Origin of the sequence: Nocardioides sp. (assembly GCF_035697785.1) — a bacterium.
Taxonomy (GTDB): Bacteria; Actinomycetota; Actinomycetes; order Propionibacteriales; family Nocardioidaceae; genus Nocardioides_B.
The window spans coordinates 1-15,343 of sequence record NZ_DASSCL010000011.1 but is presented as its reverse complement, the minus strand read 5'-3'; the positions used below and the strand labels follow the sequence as shown (position 1 = coordinate 15,343).

Annotated in this window: 17 protein-coding genes; 6 read left to right on the top strand and 11 right to left on the bottom strand. The window is 72.0% G+C overall.

Features of this window, described 5'->3' with window-relative positions; genetic code table 11:
• Positions 1-13: 13 nt before the first annotated feature.
• The 3 genes from VFH10_RS01380 to VFH10_RS01370 all read right to left on the bottom strand — a co-directional run bounded on the left by VFH10_RS01380 (position 14) and on the right by VFH10_RS01370 (position 2,880).
• Positions 14-601: a M48 family metallopeptidase gene (locus VFH10_RS01380; protein WP_325125237.1), complete on the bottom strand. Its 588-nt coding sequence runs from the start codon at positions 599-601 to the stop codon at positions 14-16.
• Between the two features lie 10 nt (positions 602-611).
• Positions 612-1,664: a PHP domain-containing protein gene (locus VFH10_RS01375; protein ID WP_325125236.1), complete on the bottom strand. Its 1,053-nt coding sequence runs from the start codon at positions 1,662-1,664 to the stop codon at positions 612-614.
• 370 nt (positions 1,665-2,034) lie between these two features.
• Complete coding sequence (locus VFH10_RS01370) at positions 2,035-2,880, bottom strand: enoyl-CoA hydratase/isomerase family protein (protein ID WP_325125235.1); 846 nt, start codon at positions 2,878-2,880, stop codon at positions 2,035-2,037.
• A gap of 264 nt (positions 2,881-3,144) precedes the next feature.
• Here VFH10_RS01370 and VFH10_RS01365 point away from each other — a divergent pair, with 264 nt between their 5' ends.
• The 3 genes from VFH10_RS01365 to VFH10_RS01355 all read left to right on the top strand — a co-directional run bounded on the left by VFH10_RS01365 (position 3,145) and on the right by VFH10_RS01355 (position 5,735).
• Complete coding sequence (locus VFH10_RS01365; protein ID WP_011754982.1) at positions 3,145-3,303, top strand: DUF5679 domain-containing protein; 159 nt, start codon at positions 3,145-3,147, stop codon at positions 3,301-3,303.
• Positions 3,304-3,430: 127 nt separating this feature from the next.
• The gene (locus VFH10_RS01360; RefSeq protein ID WP_325125234.1) at positions 3,431-4,297 is read left to right on the top strand and encodes a TOMM precursor leader peptide-binding protein; all 867 of its coding nucleotides are present in this window, start codon (positions 3,431-3,433) and stop codon (positions 4,295-4,297) included.
• A gap of 94 nt (positions 4,298-4,391) precedes the next feature.
• On the top strand, positions 4,392-5,735 hold the full coding sequence (locus tag VFH10_RS01355; RefSeq protein ID WP_325125233.1) for an AarF/ABC1/UbiB kinase family protein: 1,344 nt from the start codon (positions 4,392-4,394) through the stop codon (positions 5,733-5,735).
• A 59-nt stretch (positions 5,736-5,794) separates the two neighbouring features.
• Here VFH10_RS01355 and VFH10_RS01350 read toward each other — a convergent pair whose 3' ends face one another.
• The 6 genes from VFH10_RS01350 to VFH10_RS01325 all read right to left on the bottom strand — a co-directional run bounded on the left by VFH10_RS01350 (position 5,795) and on the right by VFH10_RS01325 (position 9,585).
• Positions 5,795-5,974: a hypothetical protein gene (locus tag VFH10_RS01350; protein WP_325125232.1), complete on the bottom strand. Its 180-nt coding sequence runs from the start codon at positions 5,972-5,974 to the stop codon at positions 5,795-5,797.
• A 147-nt stretch (positions 5,975-6,121) separates the two neighbouring features.
• Positions 6,122-6,316 (bottom strand): hypothetical protein, encoded by a 195-nt coding sequence (locus tag VFH10_RS01345; RefSeq protein ID WP_325125231.1) that lies wholly within the window; start codon positions 6,314-6,316, stop codon positions 6,122-6,124.
• 50 nt (positions 6,317-6,366) lie between these two features.
• Positions 6,367-6,531, bottom strand: a complete 165-nt coding sequence (locus tag VFH10_RS01340; protein WP_325125230.1) for a hypothetical protein — start codon at positions 6,529-6,531, stop codon at positions 6,367-6,369.
• Positions 6,532-6,665: 134 nt separating this feature from the next.
• Positions 6,666-6,956, bottom strand: a complete 291-nt coding sequence (locus tag VFH10_RS01335) for a WhiB family transcriptional regulator (RefSeq protein WP_325125229.1) — start codon at positions 6,954-6,956, stop codon at positions 6,666-6,668.
• Between the two features lie 120 nt (positions 6,957-7,076).
• Positions 7,077-7,325, bottom strand: coding sequence for a hypothetical protein (locus VFH10_RS01330; protein WP_325125228.1), 249 nt, complete (start codon positions 7,323-7,325; stop codon positions 7,077-7,079).
• Between the two features lie 181 nt (positions 7,326-7,506).
• Positions 7,507-9,585: an ATP-dependent DNA helicase UvrD2 gene (locus VFH10_RS01325; RefSeq protein WP_325125227.1), complete on the bottom strand. Its 2,079-nt coding sequence runs from the start codon at positions 9,583-9,585 to the stop codon at positions 7,507-7,509.
• A 64-nt stretch (positions 9,586-9,649) separates the two neighbouring features.
• Here VFH10_RS01325 and VFH10_RS01320 point away from each other — a divergent pair, with 64 nt between their 5' ends.
• Both VFH10_RS01320 and VFH10_RS01315 read left to right on the top strand, forming a co-directional pair.
• A complete protein-coding gene (locus tag VFH10_RS01320; protein WP_325125226.1) occupies positions 9,650-9,901 on the top strand; it encodes a mycoredoxin in 252 nt (83 codons plus the stop codon).
• Between the two features lie 166 nt (positions 9,902-10,067).
• Positions 10,068-10,643 carry a hypothetical protein gene (locus VFH10_RS01315; RefSeq protein ID WP_325125224.1) on the top strand — a complete coding sequence of 192 codons (576 nt, stop codon included), beginning with the start codon at positions 10,068-10,070 and terminating at the stop codon, positions 10,641-10,643.
• 64 nt (positions 10,644-10,707) lie between these two features.
• On the opposite strand, the gene nudC is transcribed toward VFH10_RS01315, so the two are convergent.
• Positions 10,708-11,637, bottom strand: a complete 930-nt coding sequence (gene nudC, locus VFH10_RS01310) for an NAD(+) diphosphatase (protein ID WP_325125222.1) — start codon at positions 11,635-11,637, stop codon at positions 10,708-10,710.
• Between the two features lie 36 nt (positions 11,638-11,673).
• Between nudC and deoD the strand changes: the two genes are divergently transcribed.
• On the top strand, positions 11,674-12,396 hold the full coding sequence (deoD, locus tag VFH10_RS01305) for a purine-nucleoside phosphorylase (RefSeq protein WP_325125221.1): 723 nt from the start codon (positions 11,674-11,676) through the stop codon (positions 12,394-12,396).
• A 4-nt stretch (positions 12,397-12,400) separates the two neighbouring features.
• Here the strand turns inward: deoD and VFH10_RS01300 are convergent.
• Positions 12,401-15,343: ATP-dependent DNA helicase (locus VFH10_RS01300; protein WP_325125220.1), on the bottom strand; the 2,943-nt coding region annotated here is incomplete at its 5' end.

Below are 15,343 nucleotides of genomic sequence, written 5' to 3'. Positions count from 1 at the left end.
GGAGCGGGCAGGGTCACGCGTCGTCGGCCGCCATCTGCGCCGCGCCCTCCGGCGAGCAGTCCGGATCGTCGGCGGTGATGCCGAGCTGGCTGGCGGCGGCCACGCCCTCGAGGAAGCCCTTGGCGCGCTCCGCCTTCGGGTAGCGGTCGACCAGCTCCCAGAACACCGCGGTGTGACCGATCTCGATCAGGTGGGCGAGCTCGTGGACGAGCACGTAGTCGATGACCCAGGCCGGCATGCCCTGCAGCCGCCGGGAGAGCCTGATCGCGCGGTCGGCCGGGGTGCAGGATCCCCAACGGCTGTTCTGGTTGTCGACCCAGCGCACGGTGTCGGGGGTCGCCTGCCCGCCGAGGTAGCGGGCGTTGAGGCCCTCCGCCCTGCGCATCAGCCCGGCGTCGCTGGGCCGGCGCCGCTTCTCCTGGCGCTCCAGCCGGGCCAGCATGGTGCGGACCCACTCCTTCTCCTCCGCCCGGGTCATCCGGGCCGGGATCAGCACGACGACCTTCTCGTCCTCCCGGTAGGCCGCGACCGTGCGGCGCCGCTTGCGCGAGCGGCGCACCTCGACGACGGGGTCGTCGCCGGGGTCGGGAGCGGTGCTCATGAGTGGAACGCTACCCGTTCGCCCAGGTCAGCAGCCGGTCCTCGGGCCAGGTGTTGACAACCCGTTCCAGCGGTACGCCGAGCTCCTGGGCCCGGGCCGCGCCGTACCAGAGGAAGTCGAGCTGTCCCGGAGCGTGCGCGTCGCTGTCGATGGCGAACAGGCAGCCGGCCTCCAGCGCCTGCTCGACGAGCTCGTCCGGCGGGTCGCTGCGCTCCGGACGGGAGTTGATCTCCACGGCGACATCGGCCTCCGCGCAGGCGGCGAACACCGCTGCGGCGTCGAACTCGCTCTGCGGCCGGGTGCCCCGACCGCCCCTGACCAACCGCCCGGTGCAGTGCCCGAGCACGTTGGTCTCGGGGTGCCGCACCGCCGCGACCATGCGCCGGGTCATCGCCGCCCGCTCCATGCGGAGCTTGGAGTGCACCGACGCCACCACCACGTCCAGGCGGGCGAGCACGTCATCGGTCTGGTCCAGGCTGCCGTCGTCGAGGATGTCGACCTCGATCCCGTGCAGCAGCCGGAACCCCCCGTCACCTTCGGCGAGGTGCGCGTTCACCGCCGCCACCACGTCGATCTGGCGCAGCAGCCGGGCGGTCGAGAGGCCGTTGGCCACCTGCAGCCGGGGCGAGTGGTCGGTCAGCACGACGTACTCGTGGCCCAGCTCGCTTGCGGTCATCACCATCTCCTCGATGGGCGATCCGCCGTCGGACCAGTCGGAGTGGGTGTGCAGGTCGCCGCGGAGGGCCGCGCGCACCTCCTCACCCCCGCTGGCGAGCGGACCGGCACTCTGCTCGAGCTCGGTGAGCGTGGCCGGCAGCCGGCCGGCGACGCAGTCCTCGACCACCGCTGCGGTCTTGGCGCCGATGCCGGGCAGCTGACGCAGCGTCCCGGCCGCGGCCCGCTCGGCCACCTCGCCGGGTGCGCAGGCGAGCAGACTCTCGGCCGCGCCGCGGTAGGCCTTGATCCGGTAGGTGTCGGCCAGTCGCCGCTCCATCAGGAACGCGATCCGGCGCAGCGTCGCCACCGGGTCGAGCGCCGCCCCACTCGCCGTGCCGTGCGCCATCGGTCTCCTTCGGTTTACCGTCCCCGGGGTCTAGGGGTCGTCACGGTCTCATCGTCCGTCATCGTCTCGGAACTTCTTCTCGTCCACACCCTGTGGTCGAAGTCCTGGCTGGTCAGCGCGGTGACAGTACGCCGCCCGGGCGTGTCCCCCACAGCGTCGTACACCGTTGTCCCCAGGTTCTTCCACAGGCTGTGCACCTGCGTCCACACCCTGTCCCCAAGACCGTCCACAGGGTGGGTCCCCGGTGCGTTGACCGCGGTGGCGGGGCGCACCTAGGGTCCTCGCAGATGAGGCCCCCGGCCGATTCGGCACGGCGCTCGCAAGGGGAAGGCAAGCGGCGTGCCGGAGAGGCAGGGGGCCTCGCCTCATGTCAGCGGCCGGTGAACCGAGGGGGCCGCTTGGCCTGGGCGGCCGCGATGCCCTCCTGCAGGTCCTCGGTGGCAAGGGTCACCGGCTGGGCCAGCGCCTCCCACTGCAGCGCCGACTCGAAGTCCGCGTGCCCCTGACGCAGCGCAACCTTGGTCAGCCGGCTCGGGATCGGGGCGGCCGCGGCCACCTCGCCGGCCACGGTCAGCACGTCGTCGAGGAACGTCTCCGCGGGCAGCACCCGCGAGACGAGTCCCAGTCCGAGTGCCTCCGGGGCGGTGACCACCCGCCCGGTCAGCAGCAGGTCACGCGCGTGCGCCGGCCCCACCACGTCGGGCAGCAGGTACGTCGCTGCCATCCCGGGGTGCATGCCGAGCTTGACGAACGGGACGCCGAGCCTGGCGCCCTCCGCGGCGTACCGGATGTCGCAGGCGAGCGCGAGGCACAGCCCCGCCCCGATCGCGGGGCCGTTGACCGCCGCGATGGTCGGCACCTCGAGACCGCGGATCGACAGCCAGGCGCGATAGAACGCCATCATCCGGGTGCGCAGCTCGTCGACGGTGGCCTCCGGATCCCCCGCGATCCAGGAGGTGTTGCCGCCGGAGCAGAACGCCGAACCCTCGCCGGTGACAACAACCGCGCGCACGCCCGGGTCGCCGGCCAGGTCCGCGACGGCCGCACTCCAGGACGCGGTCATCTGCTCGGACATCGCGTTGCGCTGGGTCGGGTTGGCGAGGGTCAGCAGCACCACGCCGTCGTCGCGGGTCTCGATGCGCAGATGCTCGCGCACCGGGGCGGACGTCGGTGCGGACGTGGCGGCGGGGTCGGACGGGGTCATGGAGCCGGTCATGCGCCGGAGACTACCGACGGGGTGGGGTCGGGTTGACGTTGGTGAGACAAGGGTCGCAACGTGCCATCGCCCATGGGGATAAAAGGGGCAAAAGTGATCTTTTGCCGGCCATCTGAGCGTGAAACCCCGCGCAGCGGGCGGTGCGAGCATGAATGTGCTCCCCGCCTGCCGTAGGGTGCGAAGCGGCCGGCAACAGGCGGCCACGGCGGGTCTTCCTCGACTCCCCGCCGACGACCGATACAACGAAACAGCAAGGAGGCCGTCATGGCGGAGACCTGGAGCGGCGAGTTCTACTGCGTGAAGTGCAAGGAGAAGCGCGAGGCAGAGGGCGAGGTCAAGGTCAACGACAAGGGCACCCGCATGGCCAAGGCCGTCTGCCCCGTCTGCGGCACCAACCTCAACCGCATTCTCGGCAAGGCCTGATCGCCACTCGATCTTCGGCGGCGGCGCTCCACGACTACGTGGGGCGCCGCCGCTGCCGTTTCCACCGGTCGCCCCCGCCTGTGGACGACCGGTCGCCGCGAGCGGCCCGGTCCGGCAGGCTGCGCGCATGCGACCCCTGCTCGTGCCCGGCGCCCACGTGCTGCGTCGCCGCGACGGTTCCTTCCAGGTGGGGCTCGACCCTCGCGGCGCGATCGTGCTGCCCGACACCCCCGCCGTGGCGTCCTGCCTGGCCCGCCTCGACGGGTCGAAGGTCCGTCCCGCCGACGAGGCGCCGGCTGCGGTCCTCGCGCAGGCCGGCCTGATCGTCGACGAGCGGGCCGTCGTCCCGCTGCTCGCCGGCGGCGACGCCGGGCCGGTCACGGCCCGCGCGGCCTCGCTGCTGCGCCGTCACGGCACTCGGGCTCCCGACGTCGTCGCCGCCCGGTCCCGGCGGAGCATCGGGGTGGTCGAGTTCGGGCACCCGTCGGGTGCCGGCCTGCTTGAACGTCTGCGTGGCCTGCTCGACGAGGCGCTGCTGACCTGCTCGTCCGACGAGCCGGCCGTCGGGTTGCTCGTCGGCCTCGGCGAGCCCGACCGTGAGCTCGTGGACGGGTGGATGCGGGAGCGGGTCCCGCACCTGCTGGTCCGGCTGGCCGAGGGCCGCGCGACCGTCGGCCCCTTCGTCGTACCAGGGGCGACGGCGTGCCTGCGCTGCGTGGACGCGCACCACACCGACGCCGACCCGACCTGGCCGCTGCTGGTGCGGCAGTACGCCGAGGCGTGCCGCGGGCCGCGCCGCGACGGCATCCCCGAGCCGCTCGACCCGCTGCTGGCGACGGTGGCGGCGGGGTGGGCGGCCCGGGACCTCGCGACCTACGTCGACGGCGGCCGGCCGTCGACCTGGTCGACGACGCTGACTCTCGACGCGGACCTCACCGCCGTGGAGACGCGCACCTGGTCCCGGCACCCGGACTGCGGCTGCAGCTGGCAGTGACCGTGGACCCGGGCGGCCGGTCCCGGGTGCGGCACCAGCCCCTTGCCGCGACGGTTCGGCAACACCGACAGGATCCGTCCGCCACAATGGCCAGGTGACCGAGCTGCCCCGCAGAGCCGTATCGCGCACCGCCAGACTGGCCGCGCTGCCGCTGGGGTACGCCGGACGCACCGCGGTGGGCATGGGCCGGCGCCTGGGTGGCGCCCCGGCCGAGGCGGTCCTCTCCGAGGTGCAGCAGCGCACCGCCGAGCAGCTGTTCCGGACGCTCGGCGACCTCAAGGGCGGTGCCATGAAGATGGGGCAGGCCCTGTCGATCATGGAGGCGATGCTCCCGGAGGACGTCGCCGCGCCCTACCGCGACCAACTCACCCGGCTCCAGGACGCCGCTCCTCCGATGTCGTCGACGACTGTGCACGCCGTGCTCGGCCAGGAGCTCGGCCGCGGCTGGCGCAAGCAGCTCGTCGAGTTCGACGACGACCCGGCCGCGGCCGCCTCGATCGGTCAGGTCCACCGCGGCCGCTGGTCCGACGGCCGCGAGGTCGCGATCAAGATCCAGTACCCCGGTGCCGGCGAGGCCCTGATGGCGGACCTGCGCCAGCTGTCCCGCGTGGCCCGCACCGTTGGCGGCCTGGTGCCGGGCATCGACATCAAGCCGCTGATCGCCGAGCTGCAGGACCGGGTCGCCGAGGAGCTGGACTATCGCCTGGAGGCGGACGCCCAACGGCAGTTCGCCGAGGAGTTCGAGGACGACCCGGAGATCCGGGTCCCCCACGTCGTCGCGCAGACCGACAAGATCCTGGTCAGCGAGTGGATCGAGAGCAAGTCCTCGCTGGCCCGGCTGATCGCCGAGGGCACCCAGGAGGAGCGCAACCACTACGGCGAGCGCTACGTCCGGTTCCTGTTCGCCGGTCCGGCGCGGGTGGGGCTGCTGCACGCCGACCCGCACCCGGGCAACTTCCGGGTGCTGCCCACCACCGACGGGTCGCTCGACGGCCTCGGCGTCGTCGACTTCGGCGCGGTGGCCCGGCTGCCCGAGCGCACGCTTCCGCGCGCCATCGGCAGCCTGCTCCGGATCGCGATGTACGACGACTACGACGACGTCCTCAACGGGCTCCGTGACGAGGGGTTCGTCAAGCCCAACATCCGCATCGACCCCGACGAGCTGCGCGCGTACCTCGGCCCGTTCACGGAGCCCGCGGCCGTCGAGCGCTTCAAGTTCTCCCGGGACTGGATGCGTTCCCAGTTCCAGCGCGTGCAGGACCCCCGCCAGCCGGGTTCGACGTTGGCGCTCAAGCTCAATCTGCCGCCGTCGTACCTGCTGATCCACCGCGTCTGGGTGGGCTGCATCGGGGTGCTCTCCCAGCTCGAGGCGGAGCTCCCGTTCCGGGCGATGCTGGAGGAGTCACTGCCCGGGTTCGCCGAAGGTCCGGAGGGGTAGGCCGACAGCCCGGCCTCCAGGGAGTCCCGAGGGGCTCGACCACCGGTGCAGCGACCCGGTCACCACCACTCGCTGTCGAGCTTGCTCTCGATCGCCCGGAGGTGCTCACGCGAGCACCGTTCGCAGAAGACCCGCTGACGGCCGTTCTCGACCGCGGTCGTCCAGGTCAGCGGCATCCCGGTGCCGCCCGCTGCGTCGTCGGGGGCCGTCGTACCGCAGAAGTCGCAGGTCACCGCCATGGCCCGAGCGTACGCCGGGCCGACGCAGGCATGACGAGAGCCGGACCCGCGGCGTGGTGGTGGCCGCGGGTCCGGCTCTCGTTGGTGTTCAGCTGTGCAGACCGATGTCGCGCTGGGCTACGTCCGCTCCGGGTGTGGGACCTCGGATCAGAGCGAGCGAGCCAGGGCGAGGCGTGCCTGACGGGCAGCACGCTCGGCCTTGCGGGACAGCCGGCGCTGCATTGCCAGCTGGTGACCGCGTCGCAGTTCGTGCGCCTCTCCCAGGCGCGCGGACATCTGTGCACGTGCCAGATCTTCATTCATGAGTTGCATCTCGTTGCTCCGGTTCTTGTCAGTGTTCATGGAGGTGTTGGTTTCCGTTTCCTGTTGGCTGTGTCAGACCCGAGTCAGGGTCACAGCGTGCGGGCGAGGGTGAGGCGTGCCTGGAGGGCGGCGCGCTCGGCACGGCGGGACTTCCGCTGGGCGCGAGCGATGAGGTGCCCGCGGCGCAGGCTTTCGGCCTCACCGAGGCGCTGGGTGTGCTCCACCCGAGCCACGGTCTCGGTTACGTATGACATCGCGTTCTCCGTTGAATGCGTTATGGGCGGTGGTCGGTTGCTGCTGGTGCTGCGGTTCTGCTCAGTGCTGCTCGGTGATGCTTGGTGCTGCGGTGCTGGATCGGCCGGGCTGTTGCTGCTGTTCGGGCTACGGCTCAGGCCGCGACCTCGTTCTTGCGGGGACGTCCGCGGGGGCGCTTGCGCGGGATGACGACACCCTGCGCGAACAGCTCGCCGCCCCAGACACCCCAGGGCTCACGACGCTCGAGGGCGCCGGCGAGGCACTCGACCCGCAACGGGCAGTCCAGGCACATCGCCTTGGCCAGCTCCACGTCCTGCGGAGTCTCTGCGAAGAACAGCTCCGGGTCCTCTCTGCGGCACGGCAGCTGCTCCTCGTCGACCTCGTTCGCGGTGGCGGCGAACGTGTCGAGGACGCTGATACTCATCTCTTCACCTCCTGGTGAGTGTTCTCGTTTGGTCGGTCGGACCGTTTGGGAAACAAAAAGACCGCGGATCCCGGGTTTCGGGTTCCGCGGCCTGGAGGCTGCCGATGCAGAGATCTCACTCTAGATCGGTGGACTCCAGGCGGAGGTACCCGGGAAGGCTCCCTTGACGGCAACGGCATCGGTGGCGAGGCGGTAACCGCGCACAGCGGTGCCCTGGATGCCCGTCACGGGAGCGATCGCGCCGGCGGCCGGCAGGCACACCACACCCGTGGAAACCGGGAGGACGCGCACGGACGCAACGCGGTCACGCGGCGACATGGGCATGCCGAAGCCAGCCGGGTGGCTGATCTTCATCGTGGTGTTGATCATCTGTGGCACCTCCTTCAGAGCCTCGGGCGCTGGTCTTGGCAAGGACCGTCTGCGCAGTTGTCGTGCGGGTGAGAGAAAACGTACCCCCGGGGGGCTGTAAGCGGCAAACTATTTTCTGGGTATTTCCGCGAAAGTTTTGCCGCGCATCAAGAAATGGTCCGGACGGGCTACGTCCAGACCCTCAGTCCGCCGTGTGTCCTCCGACGAGGGCCAGGACGTCGTCGGCGTACTTGGTCATCTTCGCCTCCCCGATGCCACTGATCCGGCGCAGGGCGACGGCGTCGGCAGGCTTGACCTCGGCGATCGCCTGGAGGGTGAGGTCGGTGAACACGACGTACGCCGGCACCTTCTCCTCGGCCGCCCGCTCGACGCGCCACGTGCGCAACCGCTCGAACAGCTCCTCGTCGTAGGCCGCCGGGCAGTCCTCGCAGCGGCCGACCTTGCGCTCCGCGGTGCTGCCGAGCGGCTTGCCGCACGTGCGGCAGTTGGCCACACCCTTGCGCTTGCGGCTGCGCTCGGTCTCGACCACGTCGGAGCGGACCTGCGGGCGCAGGCCGGTGAGGAACCGTGACGGCTTGCGGCTCGAGCGGGATCCGGGGTTGCGTGCCACCGCCCACGACACCGCGAGGTGGCGTCGGGCCCGGGTCATCCCGACGTAGAGCAGCCGCCGCTCCTCCTCGACCGCGGCCGGGCCCTCGGCGTAGACGATCGGCATCGTCCCCTCGTGCATCCCGCCCAGGAAGACCGCGTCCCACTCCAGGCCCTTGGCGGCGTGCAGCGTCGCGAGGGTGACCCCCTCGGCCACCGGCGCGTGCTGCTCCTGCGCGCGTCGGTCGAGGTCGGCGACGAAGTCGGTGAGCGAGACGTCACCGGACGCCGCGAAGTCCTCGGCCTGGGACACGATCGCCTGCAGCGACTCCCAACGGTCGCGGACGTTGCCGCGCCCCGTGGGTGCCTCGGGCGACCAGCCCATGCCGGCGAGCACGGCGCGGACGTCGTCGACGAGGCCGTCCGCCGATCCGCCGTCGCCCCGCGCGTTGCCGCGCAGCAGGGTCACCGCCTGGCGGACCTCGGCCCGCTCGAAGAAGCGCGCGGCGCCCCGGACGACGTAGGGGACGCCGCGGGCGGCCAGCGCCTCCTCGAAGGCCTCCGACTGCGCGTTGATCCGGAACAGCACCGCGATCTCCCGGGGCGGGACGCCCTTCCGGGTCAGCTCGAGGATGTCGGCGGCGACCTGCTCGGCCTCGGCGACCTCGTCGGAGTGCTCCGAGAAGCGCACCTCGGGGCCGCCGTCGCGCTGCGCGCGCAACCGGACGCCGGCGCTGGCCGTGCCGGCGAGCAGTCCGTTGGCGGCTGCGATCACCTGCGGGCTGGACCGGTAGTTGCGGACCAGCTCGATGGAGGTGGTGCGGGCGAAGCGTCGGCCGAACTCGGTGAGGTACGACGCGTTGGCCCCCGCGAAGGAGTAGATGGTCTGGGCCGGGTCACCGACGACGCACAGGTCGTCGCGACCACCCAGCCACAGGTCGAGCAACGCGGACTGGATCGGGCTGACGTCCTGGAACTCGTCGACGACGAACCACCGGTACTGGCGGCGTACCTCGGCGGCCACGCGGTCGTCCTCCGCGAGCAGCGCCGCGGCGCAGAGCAGGACGTCCTCCATGTCCATGCGGCCCTGGTCGCGCTTGACGTCCTCGTAGGTCGCGAAGACGCGGGCCACGACGTCGGGCTCGTGGCCGGTCACCGAGCGGCCGCGCGCGGCCGCGACGGCGGGGTAGTCGTCGGGGCGGACGTTGCTCACCTTGGCCCACTCCACCTCGGACGCGAGGTCGCGCAGGGTGGCCTGGTCGGTCTCGACGCGGTTGCGACGCGCGGCGTTGCCCATCAACGCGAGCTTGGACTCGGTGAGCACCGGCAGCTCGCCGCCGTAGACCCGGGGCCAGAAGTAGCGGGCCTGGCGCAGCGCGGCGGAGTGGAACGTGCGGGCCTGGACACCACCGGCGCCGAGGGCACGCAGCCGACCGCGCATCTCCCCCGCAGCACGCGTGGTGAACGTGACTGCGAGGACCTCGTTGGGGTTGTAGACACCGCTCGCCACGCCGTAGGCGATCCGGTGCGTGATCGCCCGGGTCTTGCCGGTGCCCGCGCCGGCCAGCACCCGCACCGGCCCGTGCAGAGCCGTCGCCACCTGCCGCTGCTCCGGGTCGAGCGCGTCGAGGAGCTGGTCGGCGGACGGGGGCCGGTCAGCGGATGGGGGCATACGGGAACAAACTCCTCTGCGGGCGGCGTTGTAGCAGCAAGCGTAGACGCGAGGAAGGACACGGATGACCACCCCGACCCTGACGATGTACTCGACGCAGTGGTGTGGCTACTGCCACCGGCTGAAGAGCCAGCTCGACCGCGAGGGCATCGCCTACGAGGTCGTGGACATCGAGCGGGTGCCCGACGCGGCGTTCGTGGTCGAGCAGGTCAACGGCGGCAACCAGACCGTCCCGACGCTGGTCTACTCCGACGGCTCGGCCCAGACGAACCCCTCCGTCGCCGAGGTCAAGGCCAAGCTCGCCTCGCTCAACTGAGCGGACCGGCCTCGACCGGTTGCCCGACCGCATTTCTCGGGTGTCCCGGCGCGCCCTCCGCGTTAGGGACCGCGCCGTGATCCATCGTGACCGCGAGCACGGTCGACGGGCTGGCCGGATGTCTGATATCGCGAAGGGCGGGAACTGCACCAGTGGTGATGACTTCATGAGACCTACCCGCACCGTAGGCACCGCGCTCGCCGCTCTGGGGCTCGCGGCGGGCGCCGTCCTCGCACCCGCACCGGCGATCGCGGCCAAGGACGGCGGCGGCGCGTACGACGTACCCGCGACCCAGGCGCTGACCTGGCCGCTCCCGGCGGGCACGACCGTCGTGATCGACGGTCCGGCGAACGTGTGGCAGATGCGCGACTTCGCCGAGAGCGTGGACGCGGCACTGCCCGGCGTCACGGTCGTGTCGGGGTCCGCCGTCGAGCACCCGGGCGCCTTCGTCGTCACGATCGAGAAGGAGCACCGGCGCAGCGGCACGTTCGCCGGGTTCACGAAGTGGCGCACGATGGGTCCGGGCGAGTCCTATCCCACCGGCGCGACGATCACGCTGAACACGTACTTCCGCGAGAGCCCCCGCAGCACCCGCCGGCAGGTGGCTGCGCACGAGTTCATGCACGTCCTCGGCTTCCGGCACCACGCCGGCGACGGGATCACCGGCGCGCAGCCGCCGCTGACCCTCGAGCCGGCGCCCAGCCCCGACGAGTGGACCGCGCTGCACGCCTACTACGGCTGAGCACCACGATTCGTCTGCGATCCGCCACCGTGAATCACCCCATGGACCGCAGACGAATCGTTGTTCACCAGGTCCCGGGGAGGGTCCCGCCGTACCAGGTCTCGACCAGGCTGCGGGAGATGGAGATGCCGCCGGGCAGCAGCAGCGTGCCGGCCTCCGCCTCGGCGCGCATCTGCTCCCGGGTGAACCACCGGGCGTCGCTGATCTCGGCGCCGTCGACGTCGATGTCGGTGGTCCTGGCCCGGGCGAAGAACCCGACCATCAGGCTGGCCGGGAACGGCCACGGCTGGTTGCCGAAGTAGGCGACCTCGCCGACCTCGACGCCGACCTCCTCGAACACCTCGCGGGCGACCGCCTGCTCGAGCGACTCACCCGGCTCCACGAAACCGGCGAGCGTCGAGTAGCGGCCCTCCGGCCAACGCTCCTGGCGGCCGAGCAGGCAGCGGTCCTCTTCGTCGGTGACGACCATGATCACGGCGGGGTCGGTGCGCGGGAACTGCTGCCGACCGCAGCCGCTGCAGACCATCAGGTGGCCGGCGTCGGACACGTCGAGCGAGCTCCCGCAGCGCGGGCAGTGCCGGTTGGACCGGTGCCACTCCCCGAGCGCGACCGCGTGCACCACCAGCGCGGCCTCGTCTGCCGGCAGCGCCTGGATGAACCGTCGCAGCTCCTCGGCCCGCATGCCGGCGGGCACGTGCTCGACCAGGACCGCGAAGTGCGTGACGCCGTCCTGCTCGCCGAGCAGCACCCGCTGCCCGGGCGGGGCCTCCCCCGGCGTACGCCAGTCCACCGTAGGGTCCTCGGACTCGTCCGGGACGACGAGCCGGCCGCCGTGCAGGACCAGGACCCGGGTCCGCTCGTCGCGCCAGGTCTCGTCGAGCCACGCGTCGTCCGTCCGGTGGCCGGCGATCCGGTTGTGGGCGTGCAGGGAGAGCGCGACGGGGGCGACGTGCGGGTACTGGCCGAGCAGGTCCGCGTGGTTCGTGGCGGTCACGTCGTCGACCCTACGGCGTGCCCTACCGTGTCGCGGGTGAGCACCCACATCGGCGCCGAGCCCGGCGAGATAGCACCACACGTCCTGATGCCCGGCGACCCGCTGCGCGCCAAGTGGATCGCGGAGACCTTCCTCGACAACACCAAGTGCTACACGCAGGTGCGCGGGATGCTCGGCTTCACCGGCACCTACCGCGGCGAGCGCGTGTCCGTGCAGGGCTCGGGCATGGGCCTGCCCTCGCTCTCGATCTACCTCACCGAGCTCCTCAAGGAGTACGACGTCCGCACGGTCGTCAGGGTCGGCTCCTGCGGCGCGCTCACCCAGCGGGTCAAGCTGCGCGACCTGGTGATCGCCTCGGGCGCCTGCACGGACTCCGCTATGAACCGGATCCGCTTCGAGGGGCTCGACTACGCCCCGGTCGCCGACTACGGGCTGCTGCGCGCCGCGCACGACGCCGCGGTCGCCCGCGACCTCCCGGTCGACACGCACGTGGGGCTGATCTTCTCCAGCGACTCGTTCTACAACCCCCGCCCGGAGCTGACCGCGCGGATGGTCGACTACGGGGTGCTCGCGGTGGAGATGGAGGCCAGTGCGTTGTACACCCTCGCCGCGCAGCACCAAGCCCGGGCGCTCGCCGTCTGCACCGTGTCCGACCACATCGTCACCGGCGAGCAGACCAGCGCGCTCGAGCGCGAGCAGACCTTCGGCCACATGGTCGAGATCGCCCTCGAGGCGATGCTCGACTCCCAGACCGGCTGAGCCTTCAGCCGCCGTCGGTCGCGAACAGCCGCTCCAGCTCCTCGCGACCGGGCAGGCCGGTGTGCTCGACGAGGTCGCCGCTGCGCACGTAGTAGAACGCCGCCCGCACCCGAGCGGGATCGACGCCCTTGAGCTCGGCCCAGGCGACCCGGTAGAGCGCGAGCTGCAGCGGATCGGCCGTCTGCTCACGGTTGGTCTTCCAGTCGACGACCAGGTAGCCGTCGTCACCGTCCACCTGCTCGGTGTAGACCGCGTCGATCCGGCCCCGGACCACCTGTCCGGCCAGCACCAGCGCGAAGGGGGGCTCGATCGCCTCGGGGACCCGGTCGGCGAAGGCGCCCGCCTCGAACCGCTCGACCAGCTCCTGCAGGTCGGCGTCGTCGTCGATCTCCGCGTCACCGCGCCCGGGCAGGTCATCGGGATCCAGCAGCAGCTGCTGACCGAACCTGGACTCGACCCAGGCGTGGAACCGGGTGCCGAACCGTGCCGCGGGTGAGGGCTGCCGCGGCATCGGCCGCGCGAGGGACGCCGCGAAGCGGGCGGGGTCGTCGCGCAGCCGCGCCACCGCGGTCGCCGACAGGCTGGACGGGAGCGGGACGGCGACATCGTCGGTGCGGTCGCGCCGAGCCTCTTCGAGCAGTCGGGCCATCTCCTCGTCCCACTCGGCCACCCGGGCGGCCTCGAGGACGTCGAGGCCCTCGTCGGTGGGCTGGACGCCCGCGCGGGCCCGGTCGATCGCCCGCGCCACCACGTCTGCGGCGACCAGCCGGCGCTGGACCTCCGGGGTGTGGCCGGGCACCGGCCAGGGCGCGACCTCGCCTCCGGCCCGCAGCGGGTTGGTCGCGCCGTCCTCGGGCAGGTCCAGCCACCGCTCGGCGTCGCTGCCCCATCGGAGGAGCACCTCGCGCACCGTCTCCTGGTAGGGCGACGGGCCGAGGAGCTTCTGCTGGGTCGGCCCCCAGAGGTACGACGAGACGACCAGCTCCTGCTTGGCGCGGGTGAAGGCGACGTAGCCGAGCCGGAGCTCCTCCTGGGCCTCGTGCCGCTTCCACTCCTCGGCCACGGCGTCGAGGTCGGCCGAGGTGTGGCCGGCCAGCCTCGGCAGGTCGCGGGCGTCGCCGCGCAGCGGGGTGGGCAGGACCGCGGGGCCGGAGGTCCACTTGGTGCGCCCGCGGGTGTTGGGGAACCGGCCGTTGACGACCCCGACCAGGAACACCGACTCCCACTCCAGCCCCTTGGCGCGGTGCACGGTGAGCAGCTTGACCGAGTCGGCCTCGGTGGGGGTCGCGATGTCGAGACCGGTGCCGAGCTCGTCCTCCGCCTGCAGGTAGGCGAGCAGCGCGGGCAGCGTCACGTCGCCGTCGACCGCCTGGAACTCCGCGACGGCCTTGACGAACAGGTCGAGGTTCTCGCGCCGGGCCTGTGCCGCGGGGCTCACGGACGACGCGAGCTCGATGTCGATGCCGGTCACGTCGATGATCCGGCGGACCAGGTCGAGCAGCGGCTCGCCGGCGTGCGACCGCAGCGCACGAAGCTCCCCGGAGAGCAGGGCGAAGCGCTCGCGCGCCTCGGGTGAGTAGGCCCAACGCTCGCCGGTGCCGGGGTCGTCGAGGGCATCGCTGAGCGAGGCCACCTCGGTCGGGTCGGAGCCGGCCACCGCCGCGGCGAGCTCCTCGGCGACGTCGCGGTCGAGGTCACGGGCCGCGCGGCCGGTGACCCCCGACAGGTCGGCGGCGCGACGGCCGAGCAGGGCCAGGTCGCGCGGCCCGATGCTCCAGCGCGGACCGGTCAGCAGGGTCAGCAGCGCGGCGTTGGCGGTCAGGTCGTGGAGCAGGGTCAGGGACGCGACCACCTCGGCGACCTCCGGCAGCCTCAGCAGTCCCTGCAGTCCGACGATCTCGACCGGGATCTCCTCGCGGGTCAGCGCGTCGAACACGTCGGCCGCGTGGGCGTTGTCGCGGACCAGCACCCCGATCCCGGCCCAGGACGTCTCGGCCAGCCCGGCGTGCGACTTCTTGACCTCGCCGGGCAGCCAGGCCAGCTCGTCGACGTAGGTCTCGTGAACCGCGGCTCGGACCGTGCCCTCGCCTGGCTCCTCGGGGGACCGCAGCGGCTGCACCTGCGGGAAGGCGGTGTAGAGCGGCTCGGCGAGCCGGTTGGCGACCTCGAGGATCCTGCGATCCGAGCGTCGGTTGATCGTGAGCGGGTAGCTCGGCACCTCGGTCGAGCCGCCGACGGTCGGGAAGTCCTCTCCGAAGTTGAGGATGTTGGAGACCGACGCGCCCCGCCAGCCGTAGATCGCCTGGTTGGGGTCGCCGACGGCGGTCACCGGGTGCCCGCGACCCTGCTCGGGGGCGGGTCCGGAGAACAGCCGGCTGAGCATGGTCGCCTGCGCGACGGAGGTGTCTTGGTACTCGTCGAGGAGGACGACTCGGAACTTCTCGCGCTCGGCCGTGCCGACCTCGGGCCGCTCGACCGCCAGCCGGGCGCCGAGCGCGATCTGGTCGGAGAAGTCCATGAGACCCAGGTCCCGCTTGAGGCGCCGGTAGGCCTCGACGAGGCCGAGCAGCTCGTCGCGCCGGTCGAGGGCGTTGACGACGGTCGCGAGCTTCGCCTTCGCCTTGGCGGTCTCGAGCTCGGCGGTGAACGCCGCGCGCTCGACCCGCTGGAAGTCACGGAGCCGGTCGATGTCGACGAGGTGCTCGCTCATCGCGCCCTCGAGACCCAGCACGTAGCCGATCACCGTCTCCGGGTGGTCACTGAGCAGCTTGACGTCGCCGGTGTAGCGGGCGATAGCGCGCGCGGCGAGCTGGTAGCGGGACGCGTCGGCGATGACCCGCGTGTCCGGCTCGTGGCCGATGCGCAGGCCGTGCTCGGTGAGCAGCGAGGCGGCGTAGGCGTTGTAGGTCGCGACCGTCGGCTCCTCGGGCTCGTCCTCGACCTCGCC